Here is an 18,929-nt window from a genome sequence, read left to right as displayed (position 1 = left end):
TCGTTAAAAATAGTTAAATAGATAGATACGGTACAAAAATTGCTATTTTTATTTATAGTTTGATTTACCTGCCACAATTAAAAGGCAATACTTATCTATTTTTACAATAACATGCAAGAAACTAAAATATTATGGGCCGATGATGAAATCGACTTATTAAAACCTCATATATTATTGCTCAACGATAAAGGTTACCATGTAACTACATTTACCAATGGGAACGATGCGTTGGAAGCATTTGGAAAAGCTCATTTTGACTTGGTTTTTTTGGATGAAAATATGCCGGGGATGAGTGGAATTGAAACCTTATCGGCCATCAAAAACCTGAATCCGGATGTTCCTGTTGTGCTGATTACCAAAAGTGAAGAAGAAAATTTAATGGAGGATGCGATTGGTAGTAAGATTGACGATTATCTGATTAAACCTGTAAACCCTAAGCAGGTTTTGTTAACCATTAAAAAACTGATTGATAACAAACGCCTGGTAAGCGAGAAAACTTCTATGGCTTATCAACAGGATTTTCGCCGATTGGGTATGACGCTTGGCGACAGGCTGAATTACGAAGAGTGGGTGGATGTGTATAAAAAAATCGTTTTTTGGGAACTGGAACTTGAAAAACTCGACGACCCACAGATGCATGAAATTTTAACCATGCAGAAACAGGAGGCCAATACACAGTTTACTAAATTTATCGAAGAACATTATTTAGGCTGGATTAAAGAAAAAGATAAAGCTCCTTTGCTTTCTAATGAACTGTTAAAGAAAAAAGCATTTCCTCATATTAACGATACCACACCAGTCTTTTTTATTCTGATCGATAATTTACGTTACGATCAGTGGAAAATCATTAATCCGCTAATTTCTGAATATTTCAGGATCGATGAAGAAGATATGTACACCAGTATTTTGCCAACAGCAACACAATATGCCCGTAACGCCATCTTTTCGGGCATGATGCCTTTGGATATGGAGAAACGTTTTCCACAGCTGTGGCAGAACGATGATGATGAGGGTGGAAAAAACATGCACGAAGAAGCTTTTCTGGCAGATAACATTAAGCGTAGTTTAAGAAAAGATTGTAAATTCAGTTATAATAAAATCCTCACTTTTGAGCAGGGGAAAGATCTTGTTGATCAGACCAATAACTTGTTGCAGAACGATTTCAACGCCATAGTATTCAACTTTGTTGATATGTTAAGCCATGCCCGTACGGATATGCAGATGATCCGCGAGCTGGCCAATGATGATGCCGCTTACCGTTCGTTAACCTTATCTTGGTTTGAACATTCGCCACTTTGGGACTTATTGAAAAAAATCTCACAGAAAAAGGTAAAAGTGATCATTACAACCGATCATGGGACCATCCGGGTTAAAAAACCGGTTAAAGTAATAGGCGATAGGAGCACAAACACCAATTTAAGGTACAAACAAGGTAGAAACCTTAATTTTAATGCAAAAGAAGTATTTTTGATTAAAAACCCTCATGATGCTTTGTTGCCTAAAATCAACATCAGCAGCAGTTATATTTTTGCAAGGGAGGATAGTTATTTCGTTTATCCGAATAATTATAATCAGTTTGTGAATTACTATAATGAAACCTTCCAGCATGGAGGTATTTCACTCGAGGAAATGATTATTCCGGTGGTGACATATTCGCCGAGGTAGAACATAAATAAATTCGTCATTTCGACTGGAGCACAGCGGAATGGAGAAATCTTTGATGAGATGATTCGGGAAAGATTTCTCCACTACGGTCGAAATGACGACCTATAAAAGGCAAAAGCAATGCAATTATGTATTACTTTTGCCTTTATTTTTTTAAAATGGATATCGAAGTTAACAGTTTAGCCGATTTACCCGCTGTTGCACAACAGCTTTCAGATTTCGCCAATGGCCAGAAAGTCTTCATTTTTGAGGGTGATATGGGAGCTGGGAAAACAACCTTCATTAAAATTTTCTGTAAACATTTAGGGGTTGACGATGTGGTTTCGAGCCCTACCTATTCTATTGTAAATGAATATGAAAGTCCGAACGGCTCGGTTTTCCATTTTGATTTTTATAGAATAAAAGATATTCACGAAGCTTATGATTTGGGCTATGAAGAATATTTTTATGGTGGTGGCGTTTGTTTAATAGAATGGCCTGAGCGAGTGGAAGAGTTACTACCCGAAAAACATATTAAAATTGAGATAAATGTGCTGGATGAAAACCGCAGGTTATTCAGAATTTCGAAGGTATAACAATTAGTTATCAATAAATTAACAGATTTTCCTTATCTTGAACAACCTAAAACTATCAAAATTTTAATTCAACATGGCTACAGGATTACGCGAAGGAATGGCCGATATAGCTCGTCAGGGTTTACTACAAACGCAAGAGGCAAAGCTAGAAACCAGAAATAAAAAAAACAGTCTATATATAGGAATACCAAAGGAAATTTCTTTCCAGGAAAATAGAATTGCGCTAACTCCTTTATCTGTTGCCTTGTTGGTAAACAATGGGCACCGTGTTGTGCTGGAAAGTGGCGCTGGCAACGGCGCTAATTTTTCTGATACGGAGTATGCTGAGCAGGGTGCTAAAATTGCCTACAACAAAAAAGAAGTTTTTGATGCTGATATCCTGATGAAAATTGCGCCCCCGATGCTGGAAGAGATTGAGATGATGCATAAGGGCCAAACGCTTATTTCTTCTTTACAAACCGGAACGCTAAAGCAGGATTACCTAAAAGCGTTGATGCACAAAAAAATTAACGCATTGTGTTTTGAGAATCTTCGCGATGAAGGTAATGTACTCAGCGTGGTGCGCGCCATGAGCGAAATAGTGGGCTCGACCTCTATTTTAATTGCTGCAGAATACCTGAGCAACGTTACAGGCGGGAAAGGTTTAATGCTTGGCGGCTTTACTGGTGTTCCGCCAACGGAGATTGTTATTTTAGGCGCTGGAACGGTGGGCGAATATGCCGCCAGAACAGCTTTGGCATTAGGAGCCGAGGTTAAGGTTTTCGATAGTTCTATTTACCGTTTACGCCGCCTGCAGAATAATTTGGGCAGCAGGGTATTTACTTCGGTAATGCAACCTATTGTTTTGAATAAGGCTATTGTAACCTGCGATGTAGTAATAGGTGCCATTAGAGCTACCCACGGGCGTAGTCCATGCATAGTAATGGAAGAAACCGTTGCCCGCATGAAACCACACTCGGTGGTAATTGATGTAAGCATTGATCAGGGCGGCTGTTTTGAAACTTCTGAAGTGACCAACCACACCAATCCAGTGTTTAGAAAATACGATGTAATTCACTATTGTGTGCCAAATATTGCTTCGCGTGTGCCAAGAACAGCCTCTTACGCTTTAACGAACATTTTTGCTCCGATTTTATTGGATATTGGTGAATTTGGAGGTTTAATGAACATGGTTTGGAATAATCCGGGCATTCGTGAAGCGCTTTATATTTATCAAGGTAATTGTACCAATAAAGATCTGGCCGATATGTTCAATCTGCCATTTAAAGACCTTGAATTGTTGGTCGTTTCGAATCAGTAAAACTTTGCAGTAACGAGCCTATTGATAAATGAACGAAATGTCATCCTGAGCTTGTCGAAGGACATTTTGTTCGTTATTTAAATGTAAAGGTCTTCGACAGGCTCAGACTGACAATCGTTTTGACTTATAGCAGTAATGACGTATGCTAAATACCAATTTATATGAAATTCAACCTCTTTACGTTATTTTTCTTCTTCTCAGTCGTTGTTAGCGCTCAAAACAAACCTGTTGCCGTAAAAAAACTGGCGGTGGTAAGTTCTTATAATCAGTACCTCGCATCTGTAAAAACAGATCCGAATAACGAATTGGTTGAAATCAAAAAAGCCATTCCCAATATTAAGCTTGAAATCCGCTACGCCACTAAGCATAATTTTATGCAGCAGGTCATGTATAAACAGGCAAGGGCTTTTGCCCGAAAACCAGTGGTAGAATCATTAAAAAAAATCCAAAAGGAATTAAGTAAAAAAGGATATGGCTTAAAAATATTCGATGGCTATCGGCCCTATGCTATTACCGTTGAGTTTTATAAAAAGGCCAGCGATAAAAATTTTGTGGCGAATCCGGCAAAAGGATCTAAACACAACAGAGGTTGCGCGGTAGATTTAACATTGATCAATTTAAAAACAGGTAAAGAAATAACAATGCCAACACCTTACGACAGTTTCTCGGCTGCCGCTGCGGCAAAATATGACAAGGTATCGCCAGAGGCTAAGAAGAATCGCGACTTTCTGATCGCTATAATGGGTAAATATCAGATGAATGTACTGGAGAACGAATGGTGGCACTATGATTTTGCCGGTTGGAAAAAGTACGATTTAATGGATATTCCCTTTGAGAAGCTTTAGAGGTAAATTTGTTCAATAGTCATTAGTTCATTAGGCTGGGAGCATACCAAATTAGTTTCGTCATTTCGACTGGAACGCAGTGGAACGGAGAAATCTACCCTTTTCTCGGTGTAAGATGTTATCATCTTCTAAATTTAGCGCTCCAATTGTCAGGTGGTAACACCTTACCTCACAAACTATAAATGATGCGGCCTCCCGTATTGTTCCATTTTTACCTTCGCTTTATCCTCTTTTACAGCCAGTTCAAAAATGTAATCGTAATCATCATCTGTTAATTCCTCTTTAGGCTTTTTGCCACCAAGGGCTTCAATAATTTCGAGTACGGTATTAGAATGGCCTGCTACAATAATGGTTTTGCCAATGTAATTGGTTTTAATGCTGTCTACAAGTGATTTAATGTCTTTATAATCGATTACCTTCGGAATCACCAATGAATCCAATGTTTGGTGCGTTCTTTTTGTCGGCGTGGCAAAAGCAACATCAAATTTTACCTTTTTTAAGTAAGTTGCTAAATCGCCTGCTCTTATTCTTCCTTCATCAGAGAGATTAGGGTTGGTATCCTGTGGGTTCGATTTATCTTTCTCCGCGTGCCTAACAATCCAAACATTAGTGGTTTGTGCAGAAATTACATTAGCAAAGAGAAGCGTTAACGACAGTAATACAAGCAGTTTTTTCATGTGATAAATATTCAAAAATTAATTGGATAAGGAAAGGTTAAAAATTTATAGCTGTTATCAGCCTTTCAATATCCTCTTTTTCATGCCAGGAGGAAAGCACTATACGATCTAAAGGCGCGTCGCTAGGATTTGGATAGGGAAAAGATGAAATTAAGATTTGCCTTTGCAGAAGGCGTTCTGAGAAATTAACATCGCCCAGCAAATATACAGGAAAACCGTGTTCGTGTTTCCAGGTAAGATTTAATGCAGATTCAAACATCAGCATGTTGTTTTTCAGTTTGTTTAACGCTCTGTTGTATATTTCTTCAGCATGGATAAATGCATAAAGTGCGGCGGGGCTTGGTGGAGAAGCGCCAATAAACGAATTTGTACTTTTAAGTTTATTGATGATTTTATTTGAGGCCAACACAATACCAGCATCTACCCCCAATGCTTTTGCCATGGAGGCAACCACTACATTTTCGATGTTTTCTTGCTTGGGAAGATTCAAAACAGCCCCCATTCCATTGTTGTTTACGCCTATTCCATGTGAATCATCAACAAGCAGCATTATATTTTTATCCATGTGGATTTCTTTTACAAAGCCGAAGTCATAAATTTCGGGCATTAGATTGTTCATCGAATTGCTGATCAAAACCCAATTTTTTTCTTCGGATACATTTATCCTTTCAATTGTTGCCTGTTCCCATGCTTTAAACGGCATTAAACTCCTGGTTTGATTTTCGGTTAACCAAAGCGAGGGGTGCGTAGCGGGGGCATAAATTACCTGGCCTAATTTCGATAAAGCTTTAACCGTAAGCTGTGCAGCTAAATATCCACTTGAAGTAATTAGTGCGGCTTCTGCTCCGTAGCGTGCTGCAGCTACTTTTTCGGCATCATCATAAATGCCAAGCTGAATGTTGTTGGTACGGCTTGTTCCGTTATTTAAACCGAATTTTTTAATCCCTTCGATATACAGATTAATGAAGTCCTGATTTTTGGGAATGCCCAGGTATGCTGTTCCCCCAAAATATAAATAGGTGTTCCCCTCAATATTTATGTGATTAGAAAAAGGCTGATCAATCGACTTAAAGTTAGGCTTCATATTAATTGTAGTTTCTTCCAAGCTCATCATTTGCAGCACGGATAATAGATTTATCGCCATTGTCATCATGGTAGAATTCCCAGAACATGATTCCATTTGCAATATCTTTAGCGAGTTTAGCTTTTTTCTTGGTGGTTATGGTTCCATTAAAGTAAAATTGAACGCCATCAATTGATGCATTATCTAAACTTACATCGGCCCCTGCTGTTACAAAATCGCGGTAGGCCTTAGCCGAGTTACTGGCGTTTTTGCCGTAAGCCGGGATACCCAGAACGGCTTTCTCCTTTGGCATGCCTCGGGTGTTTAACCAATAAGTTAAACTGGCAACGGCCATATTATAGGATGCGTGTTGTATAGGCTCATTTTTATCCCAGCCAATGCCATCATACACCATAATATTAAAGAAATCTACAGCAGGGAAAACTTCCGATTTTAATCCATCCCGGATACTGCCGGCGTATACACCGGGGGTTATGGCCGCACTAAGGAATTTATGGTGTTTGTGCAGCGAATCTGAAAGTTCTTTCATAAGCAGCACGTAATTATCTGCCGATCCATCGCTGGTGCTTGGATATTCCCAATCCATATCTACGCCATCCAGATTATTTGTTTTGGCAAAAGTTAGCACATTTTTTACAAACAGGTTTCTCGCCGTTGCAGATGCCGCCATGGTTACAAAAATACTTTTCGTACCTGATATCGAAATGCCTGTTTTTACGCCATTTGCTCTTGCTTTTTGCATTACTGTTGTAAATCGGCCGGGTTGTTCCAACGCAGCTAAACTTCCATCGGCATTGGGATTTAGAAAAGCATAAAAGAGGTGCGTTATCATTTTGAACTTCGAATCGGCAACACTGGCTGGATCTCGGTAACTTGGAAAATAGCTAACAATTTTAAAGCTATTGTCGGGTATATATGGTGTAGTAGGGGTAGGAGGGCCAGTTGGATCGGTTATGGGGTCATTTTTCTTACAAGAGGATATGATAAGCAGGGTAGAAATGCCGATAAATAAGTTGAATTTTTTCATAGGTTAGGTATTTTTTGATGCTACATATGCTTAAAAAGTATTGTGTATATAAGTGATTATCCTCACCATTTCTGCACGTACCTCGGCAGTTGGTTTTACAAAGCTGTTGTTCATGAAAGAATAAATATACGTTTTACCCTTTTTTGTGAGTACATATCCACTTTGATTATGAACACCCCCGAGCGAACCTGTTTTTCCGAAAACAAAGGGTTTGTCGGTTTTGGGGTAAGCGTTCTTTAAAGTACCGCTTTTACCACCTGCAGGTAACAGACTAAACAGCTTTTCCGGATTGTTTACCAACCTGTAAATTGAATCAAGGAGGTATACATTATCACGCGGCGTAAATAAATTCTGACGGGACAAACCAGATCCATCAGCCCATTTTACTTTATCAGGCAGAAAAGAAAGGTAGTTTTTTGTAATGTAATCGATAGCTTTTGTTGTACTCAACGTATCGCCAATCTGGTTGGAGCAAACCAATAACAAATGTTCGGCGATAAAATTATCGCTGGGTAGCATCATGTGCTTTAAAACAGAATCACGTTTTGCGCCCCATAAAGTTTTAGCATACGATGGTATTTTTAAGTTTATAATGCTGACAGGTTTGTGCAGGGTATCTGCTAATATTTCAACAGTAGCCTGTACACTGGTTTTATATGGGTTTTGCTGATTGTAGCCTGGTTGCACTGAAACGGCGGGATAATGAAAGCGATTGCTTAAAAAATCTCTGCTTACCTGAAAGCTGCCCGTCTTTTTTGTAGAATCTATTTCGAAACAGGAGGCAAAAACCCGTGGTTCGATATTGATTTTATTTGAACTGGCATAAGTAGAAGTAACCATGTTATCCATAATTGGCATTTCGGTAATTTCTGGCTGATAATAATAATCGTAATCATCCCACGACCAGCCATCGCCAAAAAAACTGCCAGAATATCTTCCGGGAGAAAAGAATAGTTTTTTGTTCGAAGCCAAAAGAAAATTGTATGCCGATTTGTCTTTTACTGCAAACTGTAAAAAAGATGGATCGCCTGTACCCCAAAAAATCAATGAATCATTCTGTTCAATATATTTTAAAGCTGGCATCAAATCTGGCAGCATTTTTAAGCTCGCAAAAAAAGTATAAAGTTTGGTGTTAGATGCCGGGGTGAAATACTTATCGGCATCTTTCTGAAAAACCATTTTTTTATCTGCAGGATTGTAAAGGGCGAAGCCAACCTGATATTGTTTGATTACGGGAGAATTTTTAAATTCTTTAGCTACTTTTTTTGAAATGATTTTATTGGTTGAGCAACTTGTTAACAAACAAATAGATAGCGCAAACGCAAGAAAAATAAAATTATGATTTTTTAAGGGAAACATGTTCTAAATTTAGGGGACATAATTATCAACTAATTTATTAAATTTAGTTTAATGTTAACCAAATATAACCCCGGTGTAATAATCTGTTTACGCAAACTAACAATTTGTTTGGGGTTGGTATTTCTTTTTTTTTCTGGGTTTGGCCAGGAATTCCTTTTTAAAAGAAACCGGCAAAAACAGTCAATTACTTTTAAGTGCATCAAAAACCTAATGGTTATCCCGGTGTATGTAAATGGTAAGGGGCCTTATGATTTTGTTCTTGATACAGGAGTTGGACCGATGATTATTACCGATCCATCGATTATCGATTCGTTAAATTTTAGTAAACTCCGTAAAATTAAAGTATCTGGTTTGGGTATTGAAACAGTTGAAGCATATGTTTCTCAAAGTCTGGATGTTAAGGTAGGCAGTACGAGCATTAAGAATATACCAACAGCAATCTTAAAAGAAGATCTCTTTAACCTGTCGGGGCATTTGGGACTGAAAATTTACGGCTTGCTGGGCTTCAGTTTTTTTAACAGCTTTATTGTTGATATAAGATATAGTGAACATAGGCTGATTATTTATGATCACGATGCCAAAATTAAATACCGCGGCAAAAAAATACCCATTGAGATTGAGAATCAGAAACCCTATGTTTTAGGCACTGTTGATGTTCCTGGCGGTAAAACAGTTGAAGCCAGGTTTTTAATGGACACAGGCGCCAGCCATGCTTTGTCGCTCGAAATGCTCTATGGAACCGAATTCCCGCTACCTGAAAAAAAAATCAAGGCAAATTTAGGGATGAGTCTTAGCGGTCAGATTAAGGGATATGTTGGCCGTGTAGACAAGTTTAATGTAGCCGGCTATGTTTTTAAAGACGTTGTTGCAGGATTCCCTGATTTTAAGAGTATTGCAGATAAGATCGATTTATCTAAACGGAATGGTAATGTCGGAGCGGATTTGCTGCGGAAATTTAATATTCAGTTTAACTACCAGGGAGGTTTTATTTATGTTAAGCCTAATGGTTTAAGCAAAACCCCTTTCGAACACGATATGTTAGGTATGGTGCTTTACCTCGATCAGAAAGAGTATAAAAGAGTTCTGATTGGAGAAATAGACGAAAATAGTCCGGCAGAAAGAGCTGGATTATGTCCTGATGATGAAATTATTGCGGTAAATTTCAAAAGTGTAGATGCCTACTCTTTAAATGAACTTACTGAAATGTTTAAATCAAAAGCAGATAGAAATGTAATTTTTGAGATTTTTAGGGATAATCAAGTCTTTTTTAAAGTAGTTCGCCTTGAAAAGAGGATCTGAAAAGCGTAATTTTCCAGTTACAAAAGAATTGTCGTGTAACAAGGTTCTAACTTTAACCTCTTATTGCCAAGCAAACTAACTTTTTATACACATGAAGAAAAACTTTAAGATACTTGCCCTCGCAGGTATCGTAGTACTTGGTGTAGCCGGATCAGGTTCGGTATATGCCCAGAAAAAATCTAAAACGACAAAAGGGGCTACCCCTGCGGCTCCAACTGCAGCCCCGGCAGCAGCACCCAAAAAAGAAGGAATTAAACCATTTTCTGAAGTAATTACAGCAAAAGCGAGAACAACCAACGGCTTATTCAAAACACACAAGGTAGACGATAAATGGTATTTTGAGATACCAGATTCGATGATCAACCGCGAAATGCTTGTGGTTACCCGATTGGCAAAAGTACCAGCAGGAGTAAAAGTTGGCAACCAGCAATATGGAGGTGAACAATTAAATGAGCAGGTATGGAAATGGGAGCGTAGAGGTAAACAGGTTTACATCCGCGTACCAAGCTATTCAACAAAGGCCGATCCAAACAGCGATATGTACGAATCAGTACAAAATTCTAATCTTGCACAGATCTTAGCCAGCTTTGAAATTAAAGCTTATAACAAAGATACAACAGGCGTTGTAATTGATGTGACCGATTTTTATAACGGTGATGTAATGGCCATTGGCGCTACCGACCAGATCCGTAAGGCTTATAAAGTTACCATGTACGATGCAACACGTTCTTATATCGATACGGTAAAAACTTTCCCGATTAACGTTGAAGTAAAAACAGCTAAAACTTACCGCGCAGCAGAATCTCCGACCGATAATAGTAATGGTGCGGTTACTTTCGAATTTAATACATCGATGTTATTATTGCCGAAAACACCTGTAAAAGCCAGAATAATGGATAGCAGGGTTGGTTTTTTTGGCCAATCTCAAATTGATTATGGAAGTAACGCACAAAAGGCAGAGCGTACCGCTTACATTCACCGCTGGAATTTGGTTCCAAAGGATACCAACGCTTACAAACGTGGCGAATTGGTAGAGCCGGTAAAACCGATTGTAATTTACATAGATCCTGCTACGCCTAAAAAATGGGTGCCGTTTTTAATCCAGGGGATTAACGACTGGCAGGTAGCTTTTGAGGCGGCAGGTTTCAAAAATGCCATTATAGGTAAAGAGGCGCCAACACCTCAACAAGATCCTCAATTTAGCGTAGAAGATTCGAGATATTCGGTTGTTCGTTATTTTGCCTCAGATATTGCAAATGCTTACGGGCCACACATCAGCGATCCACGTACCGGGCAGATTTTAGAAACACACATTGGGTGGTATCATAATGTGATGAACCTGTTGCGTAACTGGTATTTTGTACAAACAGCGGCGATTAATCCTGAAGTACGTAAAGCTAAATTTACGGATGCGCAAATGGGCGAATTAATCCGTTTTGTTTCTTCACACGAAATAGGCCATACTCTAGGTTTGCCACACAACTTTGGCTCGAGCTATGCTTACCCGGTTGATTCATTACGTTCAAAAGCGTTTACAGATAAACATGGAACTGCACCATCTATTATGGATTATGCGCGTTTTAACTACATCGCTCAACCTGGTGATGGCGTAACCAAGCTTCACCCGCAAATTGGAGAATACGATAAATGGGTGGTGAAATGGGGATATTCTTGGATTCCTGGAAACAAAACCGCAGAACAGGAAAAAGAAATTTTAGACCAATGGACATTGAAAAACGCAGGTAATCCTTTGTATTTTTATGGTCGTCAGGGAACTTCATTAGATCCTCGTTTGCAGAGCGAAGATTTGGGCGACAACGCAATGAAAGCAAGTACTTATGGTATTGCCAACTTAAAACGTATTTTACCTAACGTAGAAAAATGGACCTATCAAAAAGGTAAGGACTATAGCGATTTAAAAGAAATCTACACCGAAATTGTTGGCCAGTTTAACCGTTACATGGGGCATGTGGCAACAAACGTGGGTGGATTAAGTGAAAACTTTAAAACCTACGAGCAAAAAGGGCCCGTTTATGCTTATTTGCCTAAAGCAAAACAAAAAGAAGCTGTTGCTTTCTTCAATCAACAATTATTTACTACCCCACTTTGGTTAATCAGCAATGATCAACTCAGTAAATTTGATAATGGCGTGTTGTTAAACCGCATTAAAAATGTTCAAGCTAATACTTTAGGCAATTTATTATCTGCTTCGCGTATCGCTCGTTTGTTAGATAACGAAACTAAAAACGGTGCGGCAAAAGCATACACCTTACCTGAATTATTTACGGACTTGAGATCGTCGGTTTTTGTTGCAGGAAGAGCAGATGCCTTTAAACGTAATTTACAACGTGCTTATGTAGACCGTTTACAAGATTTAATGACCAAAGAAGCAGAACTTCCGGTTGGTTTCCCTGTAGATTATGCAGCAAGTTACGGTTTAACGCCAATCAATGTGGGTTTATCTGATATCAGACCACTTGTTAGAGCAGAGTTAAAAACCTTATTGGCGACCACAAAGGCTAGAGCAGCAGCAGGTGATGCCATTACCAAAGCACATTACGAAGATTTGAATATCAGAATTAAAGATATTTTAGATCCTAAGAAATAAAATGATGGAGGGGTTGAATTAGAGGATGATAGGGCGGTGCACTATCCAAATTCAATAACTCACTCATTCAAAATTACAAAGCGGAGCAGATCATTAAATTGATTGCTCCGCTTTTTTTGTCCAAACCTCGCAGGACTTTTAATAAAGGGACGTCATCTCGACTGCAGTGAAACGGAATGGAGAGATCTATTGCAGCAGATTTAGCTTCGCTGAGCAATCGTGGTTCTCGGCTTCGTTGCACTTCGCTCGAAATGACGAATCTATTTAATACCCTTTGTATAATTTTTGATGCTTTAAGCTAAACACATAGCCATTTTTTAATTTTATGATTAAAACAGCTATTATGCTTAAAAGATTATTATTTGCCCTTACCTTATTTACATACAGTTTATCTGCTTTTGGCCAAAGTGCAGATTCGTTAACGATCGTAAAAACCAAATGGCATAAGCACAGAATTGCCAAACAGGTAACTTTATTTAAGCACCACTTCGACCAGAAAAATCTTTTCGCTGCAAACGAAAACATTTCGTTTTTAGAAATAAAAAATACGGGCCGGAAGGCATTTTTTGCCATTGGAGCAGAAGAGAAGGAGCTGATTACCACCAGTAATTTTGGATTACGCGATAGCGCAATGGCCGCAGTAAATGGCAATTTTTTCGATGTAAAAAATGGAGGTTCGGTAGATTTTGTTCGCGTTAATGGAAAAACCATTAATGCCAACCGCTTGGATAAAAATGGAAATCGGGCAAGGCATCAGGAAGCAGCGGTTGTAATTGAGAATGGAAAAATTTCGATCCAAAAGTGGGACGGAACAAGCGATTGGGAAGCAAAAATGACCGCTCAAGACGTTTTGTTAAATGGCCCCTTATTAACTTTAAATTATATTGATGAAAAGCTAGATACGACCGGATTTAGCCGCCTGCGCCATCCGCGTACCTGCCTGGGGATAAAGCCAAATGGGAGAGTGATTTTGTTAACTGTTGACGGAAGAAATGAAAACTCGGCAGGCATGAGTTTGTTTGAGCTAACCAAATTAATGCGTTGGCTAGGCTGTGCCAGTGCCCTAAATTTTGATGGCGGAGGCTCTACAACTTTGTGGGTAAACGGAATGCCTGATAATGGTGTTGTCAACTATCCAACTGATAATAAAAAATGGGACCATGAAGGGCAGCGCAAAGTAGCTAACGTTATTTTGGTGAAAAAACAAGCGCGGAGATGACCTGTATCTATAACAGCATGTTTAGCTCTGGTTAAAAAAACTTATTTTAGCCAAAGATTTTTGTAGAAATGATTAAACATACCATATACTTTTTCTTTTTTGTGCTGATGCTTTCTGCCTGTAAGTTTGGCTCTAAAACCAGCGACCCAACTTTAAGGGATTTTACTTTCGAGCCAGTAAAAGGCATCCGTTATCAAGAGGTAAAACGCCGGTTTAAAAGTGGACTTTCTTTTAATAAGGAAGGTTTTATGCAAAAACCATCCTGGATCATTGAAGTGGTTAAAGAAGATACCATGTCGGCCTGGAGTCCACAGAAGCAAAGAATGCAAAAATTCTACATGCAGTACGATCACGGAAATGTATATAATTTTGCTGCGGAATTTTTTAAAGTAAAACACATCAGTAAAGATAGTTTGGTTTTTCAGCGGATTCAGGTTGATGGAAAAGTAATTGCTTCAGATGTCCGCTCGGATGTAAATATGACTTTTTACGCGCAGGATTATATTAAAAACAAATTGAAGGTCAAGGCTGCTGATCTGCAAAAACCGAGCAAGGCCGATACTGCTTTCATAGAGAAGCGTGCTGCCGAAGTTAATTTGAATAGCGATAGTGCTTTTGCGGCAACAGATCCGGTTCAGTTTATACCAAAAAGTAAAATTGTTAGGGTAGAAAAAATCAGCACGGTTGATCGGGCCAATAACAGGACAGAGGCCTACGACTATATGTTTCCGCAATATATTATCCGGATAGACCGGGCTTATAAAGATTTTGCTTACCAGGTTGCAGCGGTGATAGATTTTCAGGGAAGGATACATGTAAAAACAATTTATAACGTGCTTCCCGAGAATGTTGAAGCTAAAAAAAAGGTGGCTCAGGGGATAGCAGATATCTATGTTAGAAACCTTTTTGATGTGGCGCCCGGAACAACACTCGGGATTCCGCATAACAGTGAAATTACTTTAACAATAATTGGGAAGGCAATTAAAAAGCCTTAGTAATCTGCTATTTACAAAATTTTAACGTTAAAAAAATGTTAAAATTTATTTTGATTTTAAAAATTAAAACTTACCTTGCATACTTAATTTTAATATTTAATACAATGCAAGAAGGCACAGTAAAATTCTTCAATGTAACTAAAGGTTTTGGCTTTATCGTACCTGCAAATGGAGATAGCGAAATTTTTGTTCATTCAACAGGTCTTATCGACGAAATCCGTGAAAACGACAAAGTACAGTACGAAGTTGCTAACGGTAAAAAAGGCTTAAATGCCGTTAATGTGAAAGTAATTTAATTTATTTATCATATTTACAGAGAAGGCTGCTTTCTTGCGATGGCGGCCTTTTTTTGTTTTATTTTTCGCCGCCTCAATTTATTCAAGAGCTATTCTCACTTATTATGACCTACTACTTTATTGTTCCTGGTTTGGGTAATTCAGGCGCAGATCATTGGCAAACGCATTTCGAAAAATCTGGAGATCATTTTATCAGGATTAATCAGCGGGAATGGGATACACCCGCCAGCAAAGATTGGATTGAAACAATAGATCAGGCCGTTGCTGACTATAATTTGGCTGATGTGATTTTAATTGGCCATAGTTTGGGTTGTACCGCAATTGCAAACTGGGCAAAACAATATCAAAAGAAAATTAAAGGTGCATTATTGGTAGCACCCAGCGATTTGGACGCGCCACGTTATACTTTCGATACGGTAGGTTTTGATCATGTACCTTTAGATAAAATAAACTTTAAAACCATAGTTGTGGCCAGTTCAAATGATGAATGGGTAACACTAGAAAGGGCCGAATTTTTTGCTGAGAACTGGGGAAGTGAATTTATTAATATCGGTAGTGCCGGCCATATTAATGCCGATGCTGGTTTCGGTGAGTGGCCAGAGGGGCTAAAGATTTTAAAAACTTTGGGCTAATATTTACCCTATTGGGTTCCCGCAGATTTCGGAAAAAGTACAGACGAGCATAAATCTGCCTAAATCAATTTGATCTGCGGGAACAATTTAAGCGTTCTTACTTCTGCGCAACTTTCTTCCTTAAAAACTGGTCGAGAAAAATTAATCCGATCACCAGATCTGCAAAAAGAAAGGCATAAATAGTCGTGGGCGTAATGTATTTCTCTAATCTGAAATCGAAATTCACCTTCAAATCGAATTGAGGCATTTCGAGGTTGGCATTATAAAGCACATAACCCAATACGGCAATTAGGGAGAACAGGAAAAAGCCCCCAATGCTGTAAATAATCTTTTTGTCGACCTTTGTTTTCATCGCTACCGGGGCAGGAGTTAAAGCAATACTTTCCATTACATTCCTGTTGAAAGACATAGAAGGCTCATCAAGATCGAGTTCATTAAAAACTAAATTAAGCTTTAAAAGGTCTTCATACTGCGATCTAACTTCGGCATCTAATGCAATTTTTTCTTCGATGGCTTTTTTTGAAGAATCATCCAAATTCCCATCAATATAATCCCAAAGTTGTTCTTCTATTGTATTCATAGTAACTCCTTTACTTCATCTTTTAACAAATATTGTAATTTTTCTTTAAGTCTTTGTCTGGCTCTGTGCAACTTTACTTTTATCGTGTTGGGTTCCATGTACAGTGCTTCGCCAATTTCTTCCAAGCTCTGTTCGCCTTTATAAAATAGGGTAATAATAGCCGCATCGTCTGGTAAAAGCTGGGTAATGGCAATATTTAAAAAAGCATGGCTATCCTGCCGCTCATAGTCATTTGCATTAAGGCTCGAGGTATGGTTTTCGAGCTGTAAAATGGTGCTTTCATCATGTATCGACGTAGTATCTAAACGGTTTTTCCTTAAAAAAGTCATCGCCGTAGTATAGGTTATCGTGTACAGCCAGGTACTAAATTTAGCTGTTTGTTTAAAGGTACCCAATGCTTTATAAGCTTTTACGAAGCAATCCTGCGCAATTTCTTCGGCGTCTTCCCTGTTTTTCGAAAACCTTAAAGCAAGCGTAAATACAAATCGCTGATGGCGTTTCACCAACAAAGCATACTGATCGGTTTCACCGTTCAATACCTGTTGGATCAGCTCTAAATCTGTAGGTTTTTGCTCCATGTTTAGCAATAAGACTACATTAAAGATAAACAGGTTACACGTGAAACATAATTAAGGAGATTTATTATTTGTAAATAGCGAGATGAATCAGGTAAAATTGGTTATTGGAAACGAAAGGGCAGTATTTCATGGCGGATTGTAGTCCTGCTGTTCGCTGTAGTCCCGACGTGAAGTCGGGAGCTGCCGCTGCCATCAGGTTTACGCACAAAGTTGTGGCGCCCTGAAAACCCTGAATATGAAATACGGTCTTGGCCATTTAGCCCTGGGTGAAGCGGTACCCTGCAGGCTGAGGAACGAAGCCGAAGCGTACAAGCGCAACACGGGAGCCAATTTGATTACCTGCACAGGCCTTGCGCTCCAAAAAGAAAACTATAAGCAGAAACATTCATTTTTTAGATTTTTTGGAAATGAATGGGCAGTTTTCCATGGCGGATTGTAGTCCTGCTGTTCGCTTTAGCCCTCATGCTTCGGGGCTGCCGCTGCCATCAGGTTTACGCACAAAGTTGTGGCGCCCTGAAAACCCTGAATATGAAACACGGGAACCAATTCGGTTAACTGCAGAGGCACTGCGCTCCAATAAATAAAACAGCTTTTATGGTCAATGGTAAACTTGCGAAGTTCCCTCCTGCTCCGGGGCCTGCTAAACTTCACAAGGTGCACATGCACTAATGTGAAGCAAAGAACTTCAAACCCGCAATTGATCCTATAAGCGTACAGATAAAAAATATCCGCCAAAAGGTTGCCGGTTCGTTGAAATAAAAAATTCCGATAATTACTGTTCCTACGGCACCAATACCCGTCCAAACTGCATAGGCAGTTCCCATGGGTAAAGTTTGGGTTGCTTTATTTAGTAATAAGAAACTTAAAATAATACAGACAAAAAAAGCTGTACTCCATTTTATATTCGAAAAATTGTTCGATAATTTAAGGCAGGTGGTAAAGCCAACTTCAAAAAGGCCGGCAATAATTAAGATAATCCAGTTCATGATAAATGTGTTTCTGCAAATTTAAGGCACATTTATTAGGCAACATTTTACAAATGTTAAAAAATGATTTTATTTATGAGCTGCTCTTATTCTGCTCAGGGTAACCTGGGTTACACCCAGGTATGAGGCAATATGTTTTAAGGCTACTCTTTTAATCAGCTGGGGAGATTGATCTACAAATTCATGATAACGTTCTGCCGCCCCTTTAAAAGCCCGGTCTATTAACCTTCTTTCAGTAGCAATTAACTCCTGTTCTGCAATTTTTCTGCCCCAATTGGCAATTTCTAAATGTTGATCGTAAAGCGAAAAAAGATCGCTTAGCCTGATTTGAATTAAACTGCAGTTTTCCAATAGCTCAATATTTTCGTAACCGGGGCTATTATTAATATAGCTGTTAAAAGAAAAAAGAACGGCACCACTTTGTCCGAACCAAAAGGTTATCTGTTGGTTTTCTCCGTCAGAATAGGCTCTGGCGATACCACTTTCGAGGATATAGAAATAAGGCTCTGTTTTATCTGCATAGATTAAAACCGTTCCTTTTTGATGTTCTACCCGCTTAGAAACAGCAGCTAACTTTTCTAAAGCTTCATTGCTGAGCGGCTTAAAGATTTCTATATTTTTTAACTGACTGTACAAGGGAATTTTTAATAAAGCTATCGATTTTTTTTCACCAGGGGGTGTAACCTGATTAAAAAGTATGTAGTCATAATACACAGAACACGGTTCAAGTTAAACAATAGAATATTTACAAATTAAAAAATTATAATCATGGAAGGTATATTAGTCCCAATCTCACTTTTTTTAGGTGCATTCGCAATGGTATTCGGAATCCGCTACCTATCAAACAAAGAGAAAATGGCAATGATCGAAAGGGGAATCGATCCGGGTGTGCATAAGGCTACACCAAAACCGTTTTTAAGTTTAAAGTTCGGTTTGCTTTTGGTTGGTTTAGGAATTGGCTTACTGGTAGCACTATTTACAGTTAGAGGAGTGTTCGGCAGCGACATGACCCACAGTGAGCAAGGACAATCGGTAGCCATTTACTTTGGTTTCGTTGGAATTTTCGGCGGACTTGGTTTAATTGTTTCCTACCTGGTAGAGAAGAAATGGCTGGATAATAATAAGTTTTAATTATTAAATAAGTCCTGCCGCCAGATGCTTTCTTCTGATGCGGATCGGAGAGGAGTCAGGTTTTAGAACAAGA

20 protein-coding genes are annotated in these 18,929 nt (G+C 38.7%); 12 read left to right on the top strand and 8 right to left on the bottom strand.

The genetic code is table 11. The features are described 5' to 3' along the window. Positions 1 to 111: 111 nt before the first annotated feature. The 4 genes from porX to AC07VK_RS15895 all read left to right on the top strand — a co-directional run bounded on the left by porX (position 112) and on the right by AC07VK_RS15895 (position 4,385). Positions 112 to 1,665 carry a T9SS response regulator signal transducer PorX gene (gene porX / locus AC07VK_RS15910; protein ID WP_057931049.1) on the top strand — a complete coding sequence of 518 codons (1,554 nt, stop codon included), beginning with the start codon at positions 112 to 114 and terminating at the stop codon, positions 1,663 to 1,665. A 158-nt stretch (positions 1,666 to 1,823) separates the two neighbouring features. Further along, positions 1,824 to 2,240, top strand: coding sequence for a tRNA (adenosine(37)-N6)-threonylcarbamoyltransferase complex ATPase subunit type 1 TsaE (gene tsaE, locus AC07VK_RS15905; RefSeq protein WP_492953874.1), 417 nt, complete (start codon positions 1,824 to 1,826; stop codon positions 2,238 to 2,240). A gap of 73 nt (positions 2,241 to 2,313) precedes the next feature. Further along, entirely contained in the window at positions 2,314 to 3,540 is a 1,227-nt protein-coding gene (locus AC07VK_RS15900) for an alanine dehydrogenase (RefSeq protein WP_492961656.1), read from the top strand. A gap of 161 nt (positions 3,541 to 3,701) precedes the next feature. Next, entirely contained in the window at positions 3,702 to 4,385 is a 684-nt protein-coding gene (locus AC07VK_RS15895) for a M15 family metallopeptidase (RefSeq protein WP_492953876.1), read from the top strand. Between the two features lie 176 nt (positions 4,386 to 4,561). On the opposite strand, the gene AC07VK_RS15890 is transcribed toward AC07VK_RS15895, so the two are convergent. From AC07VK_RS15890 to AC07VK_RS15875, 4 genes are read right to left on the bottom strand one after another with little or no spacing between them, the layout of a single operon-like run. Further along, positions 4,562 to 5,062, bottom strand: coding sequence for a phosphoglycerate mutase family protein (locus AC07VK_RS15890; protein WP_492953877.1), 501 nt, complete (start codon positions 5,060 to 5,062; stop codon positions 4,562 to 4,564). 37 nt (positions 5,063 to 5,099) lie between these two features. Continuing rightward, complete coding sequence (locus AC07VK_RS15885; protein WP_492961654.1) at positions 5,100 to 6,146, bottom strand: aminotransferase class I/II-fold pyridoxal phosphate-dependent enzyme; 1,047 nt, start codon at positions 6,144 to 6,146, stop codon at positions 5,100 to 5,102. A gap of 1 nt (position 6,147) precedes the next feature. Further along, the gene (locus AC07VK_RS15880; protein ID WP_492961652.1) at positions 6,148 to 7,173 is read right to left on the bottom strand and encodes a glycosyl hydrolase family 18 protein; all 1,026 of its coding nucleotides are present in this window, start codon (positions 7,171 to 7,173) and stop codon (positions 6,148 to 6,150) included. A gap of 30 nt (positions 7,174 to 7,203) precedes the next feature. Beyond that, a complete protein-coding gene (locus tag AC07VK_RS15875) occupies positions 7,204 to 8,532 on the bottom strand; it encodes a D-alanyl-D-alanine carboxypeptidase (RefSeq protein WP_492953880.1) in 1,329 nt (442 codons plus the stop codon). Between the two features lie 210 nt (positions 8,533 to 8,742). Between AC07VK_RS15875 and AC07VK_RS15870 the strand changes: the two genes are divergently transcribed. The 6 genes from AC07VK_RS15870 to AC07VK_RS15845 all read left to right on the top strand — a co-directional run bounded on the left by AC07VK_RS15870 (position 8,743) and on the right by AC07VK_RS15845 (position 15,581). Further along, the gene (locus AC07VK_RS15870) at positions 8,743 to 9,831 is read left to right on the top strand and encodes an aspartyl protease family protein (RefSeq protein WP_492961650.1); all 1,089 of its coding nucleotides are present in this window, start codon (positions 8,743 to 8,745) and stop codon (positions 9,829 to 9,831) included. Between the two features lie 91 nt (positions 9,832 to 9,922). Continuing rightward, positions 9,923 to 12,439 carry a zinc-dependent metalloprotease gene (locus AC07VK_RS15865; protein ID WP_492961648.1) on the top strand — a complete coding sequence of 839 codons (2,517 nt, stop codon included), beginning with the start codon at positions 9,923 to 9,925 and terminating at the stop codon, positions 12,437 to 12,439. Positions 12,440 to 12,782: 343 nt separating this feature from the next. After that, on the top strand, positions 12,783 to 13,658 hold the full coding sequence (locus tag AC07VK_RS15860) for a phosphodiester glycosidase family protein (RefSeq protein ID WP_492961646.1): 876 nt from the start codon (positions 12,783 to 12,785) through the stop codon (positions 13,656 to 13,658). A 68-nt stretch (positions 13,659 to 13,726) separates the two neighbouring features. Further along, complete coding sequence (locus AC07VK_RS15855; protein ID WP_492961644.1) at positions 13,727 to 14,653, top strand: hypothetical protein; 927 nt, start codon at positions 13,727 to 13,729, stop codon at positions 14,651 to 14,653. 104 nt (positions 14,654 to 14,757) lie between these two features. After that, complete coding sequence (locus AC07VK_RS15850; RefSeq protein ID WP_025141747.1) at positions 14,758 to 14,949, top strand: cold-shock protein; 192 nt, start codon at positions 14,758 to 14,760, stop codon at positions 14,947 to 14,949. A gap of 104 nt (positions 14,950 to 15,053) precedes the next feature. Then, the gene (locus AC07VK_RS15845; RefSeq protein ID WP_492961642.1) at positions 15,054 to 15,581 is read left to right on the top strand and encodes an RBBP9/YdeN family alpha/beta hydrolase; all 528 of its coding nucleotides are present in this window, start codon (positions 15,054 to 15,056) and stop codon (positions 15,579 to 15,581) included. Positions 15,582 to 15,678: 97 nt separating this feature from the next. On the opposite strand, the gene AC07VK_RS15840 is transcribed toward AC07VK_RS15845, so the two are convergent. Beyond that, on the bottom strand, positions 15,679 to 16,161 hold the full coding sequence (locus tag AC07VK_RS15840) for an anti-sigma factor family protein (RefSeq protein WP_492961640.1): 483 nt from the start codon (positions 16,159 to 16,161) through the stop codon (positions 15,679 to 15,681). Next, positions 16,158 to 16,739, bottom strand: a complete 582-nt coding sequence (locus AC07VK_RS15835; protein WP_492961638.1) for an RNA polymerase sigma factor — start codon at positions 16,737 to 16,739, stop codon at positions 16,158 to 16,160. The genes AC07VK_RS15840 and AC07VK_RS15835 overlap by 4 nt, the downstream gene beginning before the upstream one ends. 235 nt (positions 16,740 to 16,974) lie before the next feature. Here AC07VK_RS15835 and AC07VK_RS15830 point away from each other — a divergent pair, with 235 nt between their 5' ends. Beyond that, entirely contained in the window at positions 16,975 to 17,178 is a 204-nt protein-coding gene (locus tag AC07VK_RS15830) for a hypothetical protein (protein WP_492961636.1), read from the top strand. A gap of 226 nt (positions 17,179 to 17,404) precedes the next feature. Here the strand turns inward: AC07VK_RS15830 and AC07VK_RS15825 are convergent, their stop codons facing one another. Together AC07VK_RS15825 and AC07VK_RS15820 are read right to left on the bottom strand one after the other, a co-directional pair. After that, positions 17,405 to 17,725 carry a DMT family transporter gene (locus tag AC07VK_RS15825; protein ID WP_057931064.1) on the bottom strand — a complete coding sequence of 107 codons (321 nt, stop codon included), beginning with the start codon at positions 17,723 to 17,725 and terminating at the stop codon, positions 17,405 to 17,407. Between the two features lie 69 nt (positions 17,726 to 17,794). Then, the gene (locus tag AC07VK_RS15820; protein WP_492961634.1) at positions 17,795 to 18,439 is read right to left on the bottom strand and encodes a Crp/Fnr family transcriptional regulator; all 645 of its coding nucleotides are present in this window, start codon (positions 18,437 to 18,439) and stop codon (positions 17,795 to 17,797) included. A gap of 54 nt (positions 18,440 to 18,493) precedes the next feature. Between AC07VK_RS15820 and AC07VK_RS15815 the strand changes: the two genes are divergently transcribed. Continuing rightward, a complete protein-coding gene (locus AC07VK_RS15815) occupies positions 18,494 to 18,856 on the top strand; it encodes a DUF6249 domain-containing protein (protein WP_492953890.1) in 363 nt (120 codons plus the stop codon). Positions 18,857 to 18,929 lie beyond the last annotated feature (73 nt).

Source organism: Pedobacter sp. GW821-FHT01D05, from assembly GCF_059422505.1.
The sequence above is the reverse complement of the archived record's forward strand: the minus strand, read 5'-3'. Positions and strand labels throughout refer to the sequence as shown.